The sequence below is a fragment of the Paenibacillus sp. FSL K6-2441 genome (assembly GCF_037964765.1).
Lineage (GTDB): Bacteria > Bacillota > Bacilli > Paenibacillales > Paenibacillaceae > Fontibacillus > Fontibacillus phoenicis.
In genome coordinates this window covers 3242256-3258598 of sequence record NZ_CP150174.1, presented here as the reverse complement: position 1 = coordinate 3258598, position 16343 = coordinate 3242256, and the positions used below count along the sequence as shown (strand labels likewise).

General features: G+C 56.8%; 12 protein-coding genes. 11 read left to right on the top strand and 1 reads right to left on the bottom strand.

Translation table 11 applies throughout. The annotated features are described in order from the left end of the window. Window positions 1-146 precede the first annotated feature (146 nt). From NSQ80_RS14945 to NSQ80_RS14930, 4 genes are all read left to right on the top strand, one after another. Window positions 147-2228 carry a bifunctional aldolase/short-chain dehydrogenase gene (locus NSQ80_RS14945; protein ID WP_339299663.1) on the top strand — a complete coding sequence of 694 codons (2082 nt, stop codon included), beginning with the start codon at window positions 147-149 and terminating at the stop codon, window positions 2226-2228. Window positions 2229-2344: 116 nt separating this feature from the next. After that, entirely contained in the window at window positions 2345-3073 is a 729-nt protein-coding gene (locus NSQ80_RS14940) for a (Fe-S)-binding protein (RefSeq protein WP_036644777.1), read from the top strand. Further along, window positions 3070-4581 (top strand): LutB/LldF family L-lactate oxidation iron-sulfur protein, encoded by a 1512-nt coding sequence (locus NSQ80_RS14935; protein ID WP_339299661.1) that lies wholly within the window; start codon window positions 3070-3072, stop codon window positions 4579-4581. Before NSQ80_RS14940 ends, NSQ80_RS14935 begins: the two co-directional genes overlap by 4 nt. Beyond that, window positions 4565-5296, top strand: a complete 732-nt coding sequence (locus NSQ80_RS14930; protein WP_009224232.1) for a lactate utilization protein C — start codon at window positions 4565-4567, stop codon at window positions 5294-5296. The genes NSQ80_RS14935 and NSQ80_RS14930 overlap by 17 nt, the downstream gene beginning before the upstream one ends. A gap of 21 nt (window positions 5297-5317) precedes the next feature. On the opposite strand, the gene NSQ80_RS14925 is transcribed toward NSQ80_RS14930, so the two are convergent. Further along, on the bottom strand, window positions 5318-6073 hold the full coding sequence (locus NSQ80_RS14925) for a DeoR/GlpR family DNA-binding transcription regulator (protein WP_036644643.1): 756 nt from the start codon (window positions 6071-6073) through the stop codon (window positions 5318-5320). 256 nt (window positions 6074-6329) lie between these two features. Here NSQ80_RS14925 and rhaB point away from each other — a divergent pair, with 256 nt between their 5' ends. From rhaB to NSQ80_RS14890, 7 genes are all read left to right on the top strand, one after another. Further along, on the top strand, window positions 6330-7787 hold the full coding sequence (gene rhaB, locus NSQ80_RS14920; protein WP_339299659.1) for a rhamnulokinase: 1458 nt from the start codon (window positions 6330-6332) through the stop codon (window positions 7785-7787). A gap of 66 nt (window positions 7788-7853) precedes the next feature. Then, window positions 7854-9110 carry an L-rhamnose isomerase gene (gene rhaA / locus NSQ80_RS14915; RefSeq protein WP_339299657.1) on the top strand — a complete coding sequence of 419 codons (1257 nt, stop codon included), beginning with the start codon at window positions 7854-7856 and terminating at the stop codon, window positions 9108-9110. Between the two features lie 56 nt (window positions 9111-9166). Continuing rightward, the gene (gene rhaD / locus NSQ80_RS14910) at window positions 9167-10021 is read left to right on the top strand and encodes a rhamnulose-1-phosphate aldolase (protein ID WP_009224227.1); all 855 of its coding nucleotides are present in this window, start codon (window positions 9167-9169) and stop codon (window positions 10019-10021) included. Window positions 10022-10847: 826 nt separating this feature from the next. Continuing rightward, window positions 10848-12335, top strand: a complete 1488-nt coding sequence (gene araA / locus NSQ80_RS14905) for an L-arabinose isomerase (RefSeq protein ID WP_339299656.1) — start codon at window positions 10848-10850, stop codon at window positions 12333-12335. A 152-nt stretch (window positions 12336-12487) separates the two neighbouring features. Continuing rightward, window positions 12488-13588: a GntR family transcriptional regulator gene (locus NSQ80_RS14900; protein WP_009224225.1), complete on the top strand. Its 1101-nt coding sequence runs from the start codon at window positions 12488-12490 to the stop codon at window positions 13586-13588. A gap of 165 nt (window positions 13589-13753) precedes the next feature. Continuing rightward, window positions 13754-14449, top strand: a complete 696-nt coding sequence (araD, locus tag NSQ80_RS14895) for an L-ribulose-5-phosphate 4-epimerase (RefSeq protein ID WP_009224224.1) — start codon at window positions 13754-13756, stop codon at window positions 14447-14449. A gap of 25 nt (window positions 14450-14474) precedes the next feature. After that, window positions 14475-16151 carry a ribulokinase gene (locus NSQ80_RS14890; protein WP_260070999.1) on the top strand — a complete coding sequence of 559 codons (1677 nt, stop codon included), beginning with the start codon at window positions 14475-14477 and terminating at the stop codon, window positions 16149-16151. The last annotated feature ends 192 nt before the right edge of the window (window positions 16152-16343 follow it).

Genomic DNA, 16343 nt, shown 5'->3' with positions numbered 1-16343 from the left:
GGGCTATGGGGGGACAACAGAGGCAGAGAACAAAGTTAATTTTTTTGAAAGCGCTATACCCAAAACAACCCAAATCGTTTAAAATTAAAACAAACAAAAATAAAGAAAAAACCAAACAAAACAAAATGGAGGTAATCGAAGGGATTATGGTACAGCACTTATGGGACTCATCTAAAGCATCGGTTTTATCCTCGGGTTTGGAGCAGCTCGTCTACCGTTCGAATCTGCTTGGTGCAGATCGCCGGGTATGCAACTGGGGCGGCGGCAACACGTCAAGCAAAACAATCGAAAAGGACTTCCGCGGCAGGGACGTCGAGGTCATGTGGGTGAAGGGCAGCGGCTCGGATCTGGCGACGATGAAAGCGGGCAATTTCACCGGATTGCGCATGGACGATATCCGTCCGCTGTTTGAGCGGGAGGAAATGACAGATGAAGAGATGGTGGCTTATCTGGCGAATTGCATGATCGACGCCAAGCACCCTCGGGCATCGATTGAAACGCTGCTGCATGCATTTTTGCCGTTTAAGCATGTGGACCATACGCATCCGGATGCGATTATCAGCTTGTGCTGCTCCGACAACGGCCAAGACATTGCCCGGGAAATCTATGGCAACCGTTTCGTCTGGGTTCCCTACATCCGTCCAGGGTTCACGTTGTCCAAAATGATCGCCGAAGGTGTGTTGGCCAACCCCCATGCGGAGCTGGTACTGATGGAGAAGCATGGATTGGTGACCTGGGGTGAAACGCAGGAGGAGTGCTACGCCAAAACGATAGCCATTATCAATGAAGCGGAAGCGTATATTGAAGCAAAAAGCGCTGCTCAAGCCGAGGAAGGCCGCGTATTTGGCGGGCAATCTGCCAAGCCGTTGGAAGCTGAACAACGCCGGGCGATTGCTGCCGAGATCATGCCGCTGGTTCGGGGGCTGGCCAGTGGGGAGAAGCCGGTCATCGTGACGTTTGATGATGAGGCGGATGTGCTCGAATTCGTTTGCAGTCGGGATGCAGGCGAGCTATCGCAGGTTGGCGCCGCTTGTCCCGATCACTTGGTGCATACCAAGGTGGTGCCTTTGTTCATCGACTGGAAGCCGGATGCCGCCGATGTCGCCGGTTTGAAGGAGAAGCTGAAGGCAGGCACCGCGGAGTACAAAGCGCAGTACCAGGCTTATTTTGAACGCAACAAGCAGGCGAATGACGTGATGTTCGATGCAGCGCCGCGTGTGATTTTGATTCCTGGCATCGGTATGTTAAACACTGGAAAAAGTTGGGTGAACTCCAAGCTCAGCGGGGCGTTGTATCATCGGGCGATCGCGGTGATGAAAGGCGCGACGGCGATTGGCCGGTTCGTATCCCTCAGCGAAAACGAATCCTACAACGTTGAATATTGGCCGCTCGAGCTGTACAAATTGTCGCTGGCTCCGTTGGAAGCCGAATTTTCGCGCAAGGTTGCGTTTATCACTGGAGGCGCTGGCGGCATCGGAAGTGAAACGGCACGGCGACTGGCGGAAGAAGGGGCTCATGTCGTGCTGGCGGATCTCAATCTGGAAGGGGCGCAGAAGGTTGCGGCCGAAATCAACGCCAAATACGGGGAGAACCAGGCGCTGGCGGTGAAAATGGACGTGACGCAGGAGGAGCAGGTCGCGGCTGCTTATGCCGAAACGGCTTTGACCTATGGCGGCGTCGATATTATCGTCAACAATGCCGGTTTGGCCACGTCCAGTCCGTTCACCGAAACGTCGCTGCTGGAATGGAATTTGAATATGTCGGTGCTTGGAACAGGGTATTTTCTTGTCGCGCGGGAAGCGTTCAAGCTGATGAAGGAGCAGGGGCTTGGCGGAAGCATGGTGTTTATCGGCTCCAAAAACTCTGTTTATGCCGGCAAAAACGTCACAGCCTACAGCTCCGCCAAGGCACTGGAGGCTCATTTAGCCCGTTGTATTGCGGCAGAAGGCGGGGAGTTGGGCATTCGGGTGAATACGATTTTGCCGGATGCGATTTTGCAAGGCTCCGCGATTTGGAATTCCAATTGGCGGAACGAACGGGCTGCCGCTTATGGAATTGAGCCGGATCAACTGGAGGAGTATTACCGCAAGCGCACGACGCTGCTGGTCAATATTTATCCGCGGGATATCGCAGAAGGGGTTGCCTTTTTTGCATCGTCCAAGGCGGCGAAAACAACCGGCTGCATGCTGACGATTGACGGCGGCGTTCCGGCAGCTTTTGTAAGGTAAGGCAGAAATCTTTGCGAGTGAAGATTCGCTTCTGAGTTGGAGATCAAACCATGGGAGGTGCGAGGATGGAGCGGAGGAATCAAGCGGACACGATAACGGCAGCGGCTAAGACGGACATCAAAGTATCGATGTTCGCCACCTGCATCGGCGATGCGGTGTACCCGCGTATTGCGGAAGCAATGGCCCGTTTGTTGGCCCGGGTGGGGGTCCGGTTGGAATTCCCACAAGGTCAGACTTGCTGCGGCCAGCCGGCGTTTAACAGCGGGTATTGGGATGAAGCGCGGCGGTCGGCGGCTACGCTGCTGGAGGCTTTTGCGGACAGCGATTTTGTGATTGGACCTTCCGGCTCGTGTATCGGGATGATCCATCATTACCCGAAGTTGTTCGAGCACGACCCGGTGCGGCTGGCGATGGCTGAGGAACTGAAAGCGAAGTCGTATGAATTTACCCAGTTCCTCGTCCAGGTGCTGGGCGTTACCGATCTTGGGGCGGCGTTTCCGCATAAGGTCACGTATCATCCGTCCTGTCACGGCAGCCGGCTGCTTGGCATCAAAGAGGAGCCGATGGCGCTGCTGCAAAACGTCAAGGGCCTGGAGCTCGTCCCGCTCCCGTTTGCGGAGGATTGCTGCGGGTTCGGCGGAACGTTTGCGGTGAAGATGGCGGATATTTCCGGAGCGATGGTAGCGGAAAAGGCGGATCACGTGCTTGAAACGTCCGCCGAGGTGCTGACCGGTCTGGATATGGCCTGCCTGATGAACATCGCCGGTCATTTGCGTTACCGCCGCCAGCCGGTACGGGTCATGCACCTGGCCGAGCTGCTGTACGAGGGGGTGAGCGGGGCATGAGTACCGTTAAGGAACGTGCAGAGCTGGCGCTCAACAACGAATTTTTGCGCAAAGCGGTGCGCTTTACAACGGAGCGTCTACGGGACGGGAAACGCAAAGCGGCGGAGGACCATGGCAACTGGGAGGAATGGCGGGAACGGGGGCGGCAAATTCGCCTGCATACGATCGCGCATCTCGATTATTACTTGAATCGGTTTGCTGAGCAGGCCCGGGCGAACGGAGCCCATGTTCATTTTGCCGAAACGGGGGAGGAAGCGGTGCGGATCGCTTTGGAGATTGCCGTCCGCAAAACGGCCCGCTCGGTCGTGAAGTCGAAATCAATGGTCAGCGAAGAGCTGCACATCAACCGGACGCTGGAGGAAGCGGGCATCGAGGCGGTTGAAACCGACCTGGGGGAGTATATCATTCAGCTTGCGGGGGAGGCACCTTCGCATATCATCATCCCAGCGATTCACAAAAACCGTTACCAGATCGCCGAACTGCTATCCCGCGAGGCTGGGGAAGAGCTGCCGCCGGAGACGAGTGTACTTGCCGGGTTTGTGCGCCGGAAGCTGCGGGAGAAGTTTCTCTCCGCGGACATTGGCATGACCGGATGTAACTTCGCCATCGCTGAAACGGGATCGATCGTGCTGTTCGAGAACGAAGGCAATGCCCGCATGGTGTCGACCGTGCCCAAAACGCAAATCACGTTTATGGGCATGGAGCGCATCATCCCCTCCTGGAGCGACCTTGAGGTGATGGCCACACTGCTGCCGCGATCGGCCACCGGTCAGAAGCTGACGGTCTACATGTCCGGCATCACCGGCCCACGCCGTGCGGCGGATGGAGACGGTCCGGAGGAGATGCATATCATCATCCTCGACAACGGCCGGTCCGAGCAGCTGGGCGATCCGGAGTTTCAAGAGCTGCTCAACTGCATCCGCTGCGGCGCTTGCCTGAATGCTTGTCCGGTCTATCGCCATATCGGCGGCTATGCCTACGGCGGAACGTACAGCGGCCCGATCGGAGCGGTGCTGACGCCGGCGCTCAACAAAAACGTAGCGGAATGGGACGATATCGCTTCGGCCTCCAGCTTGTGCGGCGCTTGTTATGAAGCGTGCCCGGTCAAAATCCCGTTGCACGACATGCTCGTTTACTTGCGGCGGCGCAAGGTTGAGCAAGGTTATGGCAACAAGCTGGAGACGGCGGGGATGAAGGGCTTCGCCGCGGTGACGTCCAGCGCCAAACGGTATCATCGGGCACTTAAGGCGGGGAGAGTTGCCCAACGGCTTGTCGTACGCAACGGGGAAATCCCGGCGCGCATCGGTCCGCTTAAGGGGTGGAACCGATATCGTGTTGCGCCAAGCCTGGCGAACCAGCCGTTCCGCGAGCGCTGGGATACGCTTCAGCATGAGCTGCGGGCTTCCGTTGCCCACACCGTGACCGCCCAGGCAGCACAGGAACGGATGAAAGCGGCACTGCAAAAGCGGGGGAAAGAAGGTCAAACCAATGATGGATCACGAATATAACGAATGGCTGAAAACAAAGGAAGCGGAAGCGCGGCAGAAGCAGGAGCAGTTTATGAATCGGATTGCCGGGAAGCTGAAACGGCCGCGGCAGCAGGAGGCACCGGTGCATCCGTTTCAGGGAGCGCCAACGTATTGGCGCGAGCTGGAATGGAGTCTGGAGGAGCGAGCTGCGCGCTTTGAGGAGAATTTTACGGCAGCCGGGGGGCATGTTGCACGGCTTCCCGATCTTAAGGCGGCCAAGGCGTTTATCACGGCCAAAGCGCAAGAGCTTAGCGCCCGTTATGTCCTGCGCCAGGACGATCCGTTACTCACGGAGCTCGGGCTGGATGAGGCGCTTGCCGCCGAAGGGGCCCGGGTGTCCGTGTGGAACGGGCATCGTTCCGAGGCGTGGATCGCTCGGGCCGCAGAGGCGGACTTCGGCATCGTGGCGGCGGACTATGCCGTCGCTTACACCGGTTCGCTGGTCGTTCAGTCCGCGGCGGAGAAAGGGCGCTCGGTCAGCTTGCTGCCGACAGCGCTGTTCGCCATCGTCCCCGTAGAGCGGCTAAAAACCCGCCTGGGCGAGGTGCTGGAGACGTTTGATGCGGCCGGGCGAGAAGCCCTGCCGGCCGGCATCCACTTCATCTCCGGCCCCAGCCGTTCAGCGGATATTGAAAACGATCTCACGATTGGGGTGCACGGCCCGGGCATCGTGTTCGCCCTGCTGGTTGGTTAAGCCGAGAGAGGACATCGTGCGCTAATACAGGACTTCGATGTTCTTGCTTTGCAGCATCTCCAGCCAAGCATCCGAAGGGCGCTGGTCGGTGATTAAATAATCGATCTGCTCCCAATCGGCCAGCTTGATGAAGGCATTTTTGTCAAACTTCGTATGGTCCGCCAGCAAAATCACTTTGTCGGCATGGCGAAGCATATGCTTCTTCAACTCGCATTCCGGCTCATTGGAATCGGAGATGCCTTTGTCCGGCGTCATGCCTTTGCAGCTGATCACCGCGGTGTCAACGTTGTATTTCTGCACCGTTTCCTGGGCGGCGGGACCGACCAGCGACAGGGAACGGGCGCGCAGCGAACCGCCGGTGGAGATGATGTTCAGGTTCGCGCTGGCAAATTCGTGGAGGACGCTGACAGAATTGGTGATGACGGTGATGTTGTTCTTCGAATGCAGCGTCTTCAAAAATTCAAAGCAAGTCGAGCTGGGATCCACCATCAGCGTGTCACCGTCGTTCACCAGATCGATGGCCTTCAGCGCGATAGCCCGCTTGATCTCCACGTTCAGCGTGTTCCGCGTCGTATACGGCAAATCTTCGTTCGTATGCCGGTTGAGCATCGCACCGCCGTAGGAACGGGTCGCGATTCCTTCTTTCTCGAGCTTTTCCAAGTCACGGCGGATGGTCTCCTCCGTTACTTCGAACATCCGGCTGAGTTCGGACACCAGAACACGCTTGTCCTGATACAGCAGGTCGATGATTTTTTGCTTGCGTTCTGCCGCCAGCATGGCGTTCACCTCGGGATCCGTTCTTATTGTCAAGACGCGAGAGCCTTGATTCCTTCCCATCATAGCGAGAAAAAGGGGCGCTTGGCAACCGGTCTTGAGGAAGCGGGCAGGTGCGGCGAATGGAGTTTCTTCACGGAATAGACAAAAACAAAAGAAAAACAACATAATATTTCTTTGTTTGCGTTGACTTCAAAAGAAAACAGACATAGGATGAAATTAGGAACAGGCAGCATTCCAGAGCGAGGTGCGCTTAGCGATGAGAGATTACGTTGCCGTGGATATCGGCGCCTCCAGCGGGAGGCTGGTAAGGGGAACCCTGCAGGACGGACAATTGTTGCTGCAGGAAATCCACCGGTTTGATAACGGGTTTTCTGAGCGTGACGGGCATTGTTATTGGGATATCGACCATTTGTACCGGGAAATTCTCCGCGGTCTGCAACAGGCGAAAAAACTCGGAATCGGCCGTTGCACGCTGGGCATCGATACGTGGGCGGTGGATTATGCGCTGCTGGACGGGGAAGGAGAGCGGATCGGCGAGGTGTACGCTTATCGTGATGCCCGGACGATCGAGGCGGTCCCCCAGCTACACGCGGTTATCCCGTTTTCACGGATCTATGAGAAAACCGGGATTCAGCATTTGGCCTTTAATACGCTGTATCAGTTATATGCGCACGATTGTGAGGAGCTGGCGAAGGCCAAGCACATCTTGCTTGTGCCGGATTATCTCTATTATTTGTTGTCCGGGAAGCGGATCAGCGAGATGACCAACGCCTCAACTACCGCTTTGTTGAATCTGCAAACCCGCGACTACGACCCGGAATTGCTCGCGCTGCTGGGGCTGTCCCGGTCGAAGTTTCCGGCTCTGACGGAGCCCGGGACACGGCTGGGGTCAATCAAATCGGAGCTGGTCCGGGAGTATGGGCTGCCCGAATGCGAGCTGATCGTGGCGGCAACGCATGATACGGCTTCCGCCGTGCTGGGCGTTCCAGCCAGCGGCGATTCGTGGGCATATCTCAGCAGCGGGACCTGGTCGCTGATCGGGGTAGAGCGGCAGACGCCGCTGGCAACGCCGGAAGCGATGGAGCGCAATTATACGAATGAATGGGGCGCGTACGGCACGTACCGTTTTTTGAAAAATATCATGGGCATGTGGCTGATCCAAGAGGTCCGCAAGGATTACGGAAAACAGCACAGCTATGCGGAATTGGTGGAACTGGCCGAGGCCGTGACGCCGTTCCGTTCCTTGATCAACTGCAACGATGACCGTTTCCTAAATCCTGCGCAGATGACCGAAGAAATCCGGCAGTATTGCAAGGAGACGAGTCAGCCCGTTCCGGATATGCCGGGTGAGGTGGCGAGGTGTATTTTTGACAGCTTGGCCTTATCGTACGATGTTTACCTGCGGGAACTTGAACGGCTGACCGGACAAAAGCCAGAAACGCTGCACATCGTCGGCGGCGGCGCCAACAATGAGCTGCTGTGCCAATGGACCGCGGACGTGGCGGGCATTCCGGTAGAAGCCGGGCCAACGGAGTCCACGGCGCTGGGGAATCTGCTGGTGCAGATGATCAGCAGCGGCGCGATTCGCGATATCGGCGAGGGGCGTGAGCTGATTCGGCGGTCTTTTCCGATTCGGACGTATGTTCCTCGGGGGACTCATGCCGGTGAGATTGCAGAGGCACAAAAACGGTTCGCGGATTTGCTGGCGCGGTGACGATTGGATCGACGATTAGAGTATTGGGCGGATAGATAGATTAGTTATGCCAAAGGAGGAGCAAACATGGACAACGCGATTCAAACCAGCTACAACGAGGCGAAAAAGCTGTATGAGCGCCATGGAATTGACGTCGACGCCGCGCTGGCCCGGCTGGCTCAAATCAAAATTTCGCTGCATTGCTGGCAGGGGGATGACGTTAAGGGATTCCTTCATAAGGATCAGGAGCTGGGCGGCGGCCTGGCGGTTACCGGCAGTTATCCAGGCCGTGCGCGGACGCCGGATGAACTGCGTCAAGACTTGGACCAAGCGCTTCGCTTGATTCCGGGTCAACATAAGGTCAACCTTCACGCGATTTACGCGGATACGGATGAACCGGTTGAGCTGGACGCGCTGGAGCCGAGGCATTTTGCCGGTTGGGTCGATTGGGCGAAGGAGCGGGGGCTGGGGCTGGATTTTAACCCGACCTGTTTCTCGCACGAAAAAGCCAAGGACGGGTTTACGCTCAGCCATCCGGACCCGGAAATTCGCAAGTTTTGGATCGACCACTGCAAGGCGTCGCGCAAAATCGCTGAATCGTTTGGGCGGGCGCTTGGGCAGCCTTGCGTCACCAACGTCTGGATCCCGGACGGCTTCAAGGATTCGCCGGTGGATCGGCTTACGCCGCGGGCCCGTTTGATGGAGGCGCTTGATGAAGTTTTTGCCGAGCAGATCGACGAAAAGTACAACATTGACGCGGTGGAGAGCAAACTGTTTGGCATCGGCTCGGAAAGTTATGTCGTTGGCTCGCATGAATTTTACATGGGCTATGCGTTGTCCCGGGGCAAGGCGGTCTGCTTCGACGCCGGCCATTTCCATCCGACGGAGACGATCTCCAACAAGCTGTCCTCCTGGCTGTTGTTTGGCCGCGCACTGCTGTTGCACGTCAGCCGTCCGGTGCGCTGGGACAGCGATCACGTTGTGACGATGGACGACGAGCTGCTGGAAATCGCCCGCGAGTTGGTGCGCGGGGAGCTGCTGGATCGCACACATATCGGTCTCGATTTCTTCGATGGCAGCATCAATCATATCGCGGCTTGGGTCATCGGAACGCGCAACACCCAAAAAGCGCTGCTGCGAGCGATGCTGGAGCCGATTGACACATTGAAGCGGCTGGAACTGGACGGCGACTACACGTCCCGGCTGGCGTTGGTCGAAGAGTTTAAATCGTATCCGTACGGAGCGATTTGGGATTACTTCTGCGCTTCGCAAGGTGTGCCGGTGCGGGAGGCGTGGCTGGCAGACGTGAAAGACTACGAGACGAAGGTGCTGGCGGCGCGGTAACGAAAGCACCCGCATTTTTTAAGCATTATATACTTGAGTAAGGAGAGGAACCTACTGTGAGTACGATGTTATCGGAAGTGGAGAAAGGTTGGCGGATCCCGGGATTGGAAGTCCCGTTTATCCGGGAGATGGCGGAAATCACGTACCATATGTGGCGGCTGGGCTGGGATGAGCGCAACGGAGGCAACATCAGCTATCTGCTCCATGAGGCGGAGGTAGAAAAATATATAGGAACCGCCTCTGCTTCGGAGCGTCGAAAGCTGCCGCTGACGTTTCCGGTGAAGGAGCTGGCGGGACGATATTTTATCGTGACGGGCTCGGGCAAGTATTTCAAAAATGTGATCTCCGATCCGGAGGCGAACTTGGGCGTGCTGCGAGTGGCTGAGGACGGCGACCAAGTCGAGGTGCTGTGGGGGCTGCGTGACGGGGCGGTACCCACTAGCGAGTTGCCGGCGCATTTTATGAGCCATATCGAGCGCTTGAAGGTGGATCCGGCGCACCGGGTCATCATGCACTGCCACGCCACTCATGCGCTGGCGATGACGTTTGTCCATGAGCTGGACGAGAAAAAGCTGACGAAAACGCTGTGGGAAATGTGCACGGAATGTCTCGTGGTGTTCCCCGACGGTATCGGGATCGTGCCGTGGATGGTGCCCGGCAGCCCGGACATCGGGCGGGCGACGGCCGAGAAGATGCGCGAGCACCGAGTCGTGATTTGGCCGCAGCACGGGATTTTTGGCACTGGTACGACGATCGACGAAGCGTTTGGCTTGATCGAGACAGTGGAGAAGGCTGCGCAGATCTACATGCTGCTTGGCGACCGCCCGGTGCTGCAAAAGATCACCGACGCTCAGCTGCGCGACCTGGCCGCCGCGTTTGGCGTGACCCCGCAGCCGGGGATTTTGAGCTAACGGGTGGAAGAGCAGAAGCTAGGGGCAAAGGATAATAAACGGAGCTGTAAGTGGTGAACAAGTAGGATAGTGATAGGGAGTTAGAATAGAGGAGAGAACTAAAGTAGAAATGTACAGAGAACGAAAACGGACTCCCGTTGCATGGGGGCTGTTTTTGTGCGTGATGAGGCTGCCTCGAAAGGAACTTGATGGTAACGGACACAGGGGACGTTATTCAAGCCAATTTGAAGGATTTTTCAATTTAACGGACCGAGGGGCCCTTATTTCGCATAAATAGCAGCTATATGGGCTCCGTGAGGCTGAATAAAGTCCATGGAGTCCGTTACAACGGGAAATATCCGGGTAATGGGCAAATAAGGTCTTTTAGGTCCGTTTTGTGCCGGCCCCAGTTCTTTGATGAGTTTGCGCAGCGCTGCCGGTGTATGGGGATGCTCCCGTAATAGCGGGAGGACTGCCCACCAGCGTCCGCAATTGCAACCGAAATTTTTTCTTTGGATACATCTAAACCGACGAATTTTGTGGTAGACTGCATAGTATCAGCTCTCCTTTGCTATGTAGCTCTGAAATGGTTTGGTTTATCACTATCCATTTTAACCTACGAGATGTAGCAATTTGGAGGGCTGTCTTTTGTTTACGTTCATCTTAGCTAGCGCTTGATGGTGTTTTGCGAATATCAATTTCGTGAACCCTATTGTCAATTGAAGCAGAGGGAAGTACAATGAGGGTAATTCAACTTGTACGTACAATTAGTGAATTAATGTCGGAAAATCTAATATGGTATGTACAAGTTAATGAGCAATCATTTTTCATAAGGAGGCGCTTTGGCATGAAATTGAAACCGCATTCTTTTTGGTTCGTGACTGGAAGCCAGCATTTATACGGCCCTGAAACGCTGGAAGAGGTAGCGGGCCACTCCCGCATTATCGCAGAACAACTGGACAAAGACCCGGCGATTGGGTTCCCGGTGGTGTTTAAACCGATCGTCACGACGCCGGACGAGATCTATAAGCTGATTCTGGCCGCCAATGGCGACGAGACTTGTGCGGGGATTATCACTTGGATGCACACGTTCTCGCCAGCTAAAATGTGGATCGCCGGCTTGTCCCAACTGCAAAAACCGCTGCTGCACTTCCATACGCAGTTTAACCGCGATATTCCGTGGGAAACGATCGATATGGACTTCATGAACCTGAACCAATCAGCCCACGGTGACCGCGAGTATGGGCATATCGGTGCCCGGCTTGGGATCAATCGCAAAATCGTGGTCGGGCATTGGGAGGACGAGGAAGTCCGTGCGTCGCTGGCGGGCTGGATGCGGACGGCGGTCGCTTATGCTGAGAGCCGGCAGCTGAAGGTAGCGCGCTTTGGCGATAACATGCGCGAAGTGGCGGTGACCGAAGGTGACAAGGTCGAAGCGCAAATCAAATTCGGTTGGTCGGTGAACGGGTATGGCGTTGGCGATCTGGTGCAGGTGCTAAACGAAGTTACCGATGCGGAAGCCGAAGCGCTGCTGAAAGAGTATGCCGAGCAGTACACCATTACGCAAGCTGGTTTAAGCAGCGGGCCGATTCGCGACTCCATCGCATATCAGGCGAAGCTTGAAGTCGCCATGAAACGGTTCCTGGAGCAAGGCGGCTTTGGCGCGTTTACGACGACGTTTGAGGATCTGCACGGGCTCAAGCAGCTCCCGGGTCTGGCCGTGCAGCGGCTGATGGAAGCCGGCTACGGCTTTGGCGGCGAAGGCGACTGGAAAACCGCAGCTCTGACTCGTGTGCTCAAAGTGCTGGCAAACAACAAAAGCACCTCGTTTATGGAGGATTACACGTATCATTTTGAGCCGGGCAATCACATGATTCTGGGCGCGCACATGCTGGAGGTGTGCCCGACGATTGCGGCGACGAAGCCGACGATTGAAGTGCACCCGCTGGGCATCGGGGGTAAAGCCGATCCGGCGCGGATGGTGTTCGACGGCCAGGCGGGTCCGGCGGTTAACGCTTCGCTTGTTGATCTGGGCCATCGCTTCCGGTTGCTGGTCAACGTGGTGGACGGCGTGAAGGTGGAGAAGCCGATGCCGAAGCTGCCGGTGGCCCGCGTATTGTGGAAGCCGCAGCCTTCGCTGCGCGAATCGGCGGAAGCGTGGATTTTGGCCGGCGGGGCGCATCATACGGTGCTGTCATACGCGATTACGGCCGAGAACCTGTCCGACTGGGCGGAAATGGCCGGCATTGAAGCGGTGATCATCGACAAGGATACCTCGGTACCGCGCTTCAAGAACGAGCTGCGCTGGAGCGATGCGGCTTACCGGTTGCGCTAATCGCAGTGGCAGTTACGCGAGTCGCAGCTGCGTGACGTGAATCAGGCTTGCTTTTGGATAAGGTGTGGAAACAGCCCTCTGCGTTCGCCCGGCCTATGTTACAATAACGGGTAGTAAAGAGAACGGTGGCATTGGTGAAGGGTGGACGAAACATGAACGACCGGAAAATTCCGAAATATATGCAGCTGAAAAACGAATTATTGTCTTGGCTCGAGCAAGGAAAGCTTCAGCCCGGAAAACAGGTTCCGTCGGAGAACGAGATTGCCGAGCAGTTTGGCTTAAGCCGGCAGACGGTTCGGCAGACGTTTGGCGAACTGGAGAAAGAAGGCTGGCTGGAGCGCATCCAGGGCAAAGGCACGTTTGTCCGGCATCCCGGACGGCGGGAGGGCGAAGCGGTGAAGACGATCGGCATTATGACGACGTATATTTCCGATTATATTTTTCCTCATATCGTTCGAGGAGCGGAGGCGGAGCTGCGCCAGCATGGGTATCGGCTGCTGCTGTCCAGCACGGACAACACGAAGGAGAAGGAAAGGGATAGCCTGCAGCTCATGACGAGCCAACCGCTCAGCGGACTGATCATCGAGCCGACGAAGAGCGCGGAGGGGAACCCGAATTTGGGGTATTTTTTGGAGTTACAGGAGAAGGGGATTCCGTATTTGATGATCAACGCGAGATACCCCGAGCTCGAATGTCCGTGCCTGAAGGTGAACGACGAGGCGGGAGGCCGGAAAGCGGCGCTGTACTTGCTGGAAAAAGGGCACCGGCAGATCGCCGGATTTTTCAAAAGGGATGACCTGCAGGGCGTCAACCGGCTGAAGGGGTTCCTGTCGGCCCATCGGGACTTTGGGATTGCGGTGTCGCCGCAGCATGTGGTGACGTTTACGACGGAGCAAAAAGGCGACTATATCTATCAAAAAGCGCTGGAGCTGCTGCAAAAATCGGAGGATCGGCGGCCAACGGCATGGGTGTGCTACAACGACGAGTTAGCGGTGCGGCTGATGGACGCTGCCGCCGCGTGCGGCTTACGGATTCCGGAGGATTTGTCCGTCATCGGCTTTGACGATTCCAGCCTGGCGGCGGCCTCGGGCACGAAGCTGACGACGCTGACCCACCCCAAAACGGCGATGGGCGAGCTTGCCGCCCGCCAGCTGATCGGGATGATCGAGCGGGGGGAAACGCCGGGCGATACGGTGTTTGAACCGGAGCTGATTGAACGGGATTCGGTGCTGGAACGAACGGTTTTGAAATAAACTGGAACGAGAGAACGAACGGGAACTAGACAACTTGGCGGTGTCACCGTCCTGCTGAAGTTTGGCGGGGCGGTGCCGCTTCGGTTGAAACAGGTGCTTGGTAACTTGTACGTACCTTTTGTTATGTTGGATGACATGGGATAAGGAAAGGGGACGAAGCTTGCGATGTTGGAAGCCTTAAAACAGCAGGTGTGGGAAGCCAATTTGGAGCTTCCGAAGTATGGACTGGTCACGTTTACGTGGGGAAACGTCAGCGGGATCGACCGGGAAAGCGGATTGTTTGTCATTAAACCCAGCGGCGTGCCGTATGAGGAATTAAAGCCGGAGCATATGGTCGTGGTCGACCTGGACGGCAACGTGGTGGAAGGGAATCTGCGCCCGTCCTCCGATACGCCAACGCACCGGGTGTTATATCGCGAATTTCCTGACATCGGCGGGGTTGTGCATACGCATTCGCCGTGGGGAACCAGCTGGGCCCAGGCAGGGCGGGCGTTACCGGCGTATGGAACGACGCATGCGGATTATTTTTACGGTGAGATCCCGGTAACGCGGCCGATGACACGAGCCGAAATTGAAGGCGCTTACGAGTTGGAAACAGGCCATGTGATCGTAGAGCGGTTTAAAGAGCTGGGGCTGGATCCGAACCAGGTGCCGGGGGTGCTTGTGCATTCGCACGCGCCGTTTGTCTGGGGCAAGGATGCGCATCATGCGGTCCATAACGCGGTTGTGCTGGAAGAGGTGGCGAAGATCGCCGCCCGGATGGAGCAGATCAATCCGAATACGCCGGCGATGGATCAGGCGCTGTTGGACCGGCATTTTTTGCGGAAGCATGGAGCCAATGCCTATTATGGGCAGAAATAATGGAGAGTAGCAGGGAGGGATCAAGATGAGCAAGGGGAAAAAATACACGATTGGCATCGACTACGGCACGCAGTCCGGCCGCGCCGTGCTGGTGGATTTGTCGGACGGCCGCGAGGTTGCCGACCATGTGACGCCATATCCGCACCATGTCATTGATGAGCGGTTGCCCGGATCTGGGATTAAGCTGGAGCATGATTGGGCTTTGCAGCATCCCGGCGATTATCTGGAGGTGCTGCGGCGCTCGGTGCCTGCGGTGCTCCAGGAATCGGGAATCGATCCGGCGGATGTGATCGGGATTGGCATTGATTTTACCGCCTGCACGATGCTGCCGGTGGATGCGCAAGGCCAGCCGCTGAGCTTCGATCCGGCGCTGGCCGATAACCCGCATAGCTGGGTGAAGCTGTGGAAGCACCATGCGGCTCAGCCGGAGGCAGATAAGATCAACGCGATTGCGGCGGAGCGGGGAGAAGCGTTTTTGGCGCGGTACGGGGGGAAGATCTCGTCCGAATGGATGATTGCGAAGGTATGGCAAATCCTCGATGAAGCGCCGGAGATCTACGAGAAAGCGGATCTATTTCTGGAAGCGACCGACTGGGTCATCGCGCAAATGACCGGCAACATCGTCCGCAACAGCTGTACGGCGGGCTACAAAGCGATTTGGCATAAGCAGGACGGGTATCCGAGTAAGGAGTATTTTAAAGCTCTGGATCCTCGGCTGGAGGATCTGACGGATACAAAACTGCGCGGCGACGTGATTCCGCTGGGGACGAATGCAGGCGGACTGCTGCCGGAGATGGCCGAGATGATGGGCCTGACGCCAGGCATCGCCGTGGCGGTGGGCAACGTGGACGCGCATGCAGCCGTGCCAGCTGTCGGTGTTGTCTCGCCGGGCAAGCTGGTTATGGCGATGGGGACCTCGATTTGCCACATGCTGCTGGGGACGGAAGAAAAGCAGGTTGAAGGCATGTGCGGCGTGGTCGAGGACGGAATCATTCCGGGCTTGTACGGCTATGAAGCCGGGCAGTCGGCTGTGGGGGATATTTTTGAATGGTATGTTGAAGAAGCGTTGCCGGCGTACGTGAAGGAGGCGGCGGAGAAGGAAGGATTGACTGTGCACCAATGGTTGGAGCGGGAAGCCGCTGCGTATCAACCGGGGCAAACGGGCCTGCTCGCGCTCGATTGGTGGAACGGCAACCGGTCTGTGCTGGTGGATACGGATTTGACCGGGATGATCCTGGGGATGACGCTGCTGACCAAACCGCAGGAGATTTATCGGGCATTGCTCGAGGCAACGGCTTTTGGCACGCGCAAAATTATCGACGCGTTTGTTCAAAACGGCGTGCAAGTTGACGCGTTGTATGCCTGCGGCGGATTGCCGCAGAAAAACCGCCTGCTGATGCAGATCTATGCGGATGTGACGAACCGTGAGATTTTTGTGGCAGATTCCAAGCAGACACCGGCCCTCGGCGCGGCGATGTTCGCAGCAGTAGCTGCAGGCGCGGAAGCGGGCGGCTACGATTCGATCCTAGATGCCGCCGTGAAAATGGCCCGCGTCAAAGAGGAAACGTTCAAGCCGATCCCGGCACACGTGGAAGTGTACGAGAAGCTGTATCAGGAATACAGCCAGCTGCACGACTACTTCGGCCGCGGCGAAAACGACGTGATGAAGCGGCTGAAACGAATCAAGCAAGCGGCGGAGTAAGAGTGGGAGTAAGCGGGGCGAAGGAGTGGCTGGCCTGTCAAGGACTGTGCGCCTCGCCCACCTGTTGTTTATGCAGAAGGTAAAGGATCGAATACCCTCTTGCCCTAAGTCCATGGGCGCCGATTCGAGCTGGAATGGGGTGTCATGGGGTGTCGCGAGGAAAGGGATAGGGCAATTTTTTCGCTTTACGGG

Bases quoted from the DNA above. Each gene is read 5' to 3' on its own strand.
- NSQ80_RS14930 (WP_009224232.1), top strand. From the start codon at position 4,565: ATGGATCACGAATATAACGAATGGCTGAAAACAAAGGAAGCGGAAGCG.
- NSQ80_RS14935 (WP_339299661.1), top strand. From the start codon at position 3,070: ATGAGTACCGTTAAGGAACGTGCAGAGCTGGCGCTCAACAACGAATTT.
- rhaA (WP_339299657.1), top strand. From the start codon at position 7,854: ATGGACAACGCGATTCAAACCAGCTACAACGAGGCGAAAAAGCTGTAT.
- NSQ80_RS14890 (WP_260070999.1), top strand. From the start codon at position 14,475: ATGAGCAAGGGGAAAAAATACACGATTGGCATCGACTACGGCACGCAG.
- NSQ80_RS14900 (WP_009224225.1), top strand. From the start codon at position 12,488: ATGAACGACCGGAAAATTCCGAAATATATGCAGCTGAAAAACGAATTA.
- rhaB (WP_339299659.1), top strand. From the start codon at position 6,330: ATGAGAGATTACGTTGCCGTGGATATCGGCGCCTCCAGCGGGAGGCTG.
- NSQ80_RS14925 (WP_036644643.1), bottom strand. From the start codon at position 6,073: ATGCTGGCGGCAGAACGCAAGCAAAAAATCATCGACCTGCTGTATCAG.
- NSQ80_RS14945 (WP_339299663.1), top strand. From the start codon at position 147: ATGGTACAGCACTTATGGGACTCATCTAAAGCATCGGTTTTATCCTCG.
- araA (WP_339299656.1), top strand. From the start codon at position 10,848: ATGAAATTGAAACCGCATTCTTTTTGGTTCGTGACTGGAAGCCAGCAT.
- araD (WP_009224224.1), top strand. From the start codon at position 13,754: ATGTTGGAAGCCTTAAAACAGCAGGTGTGGGAAGCCAATTTGGAGCTT.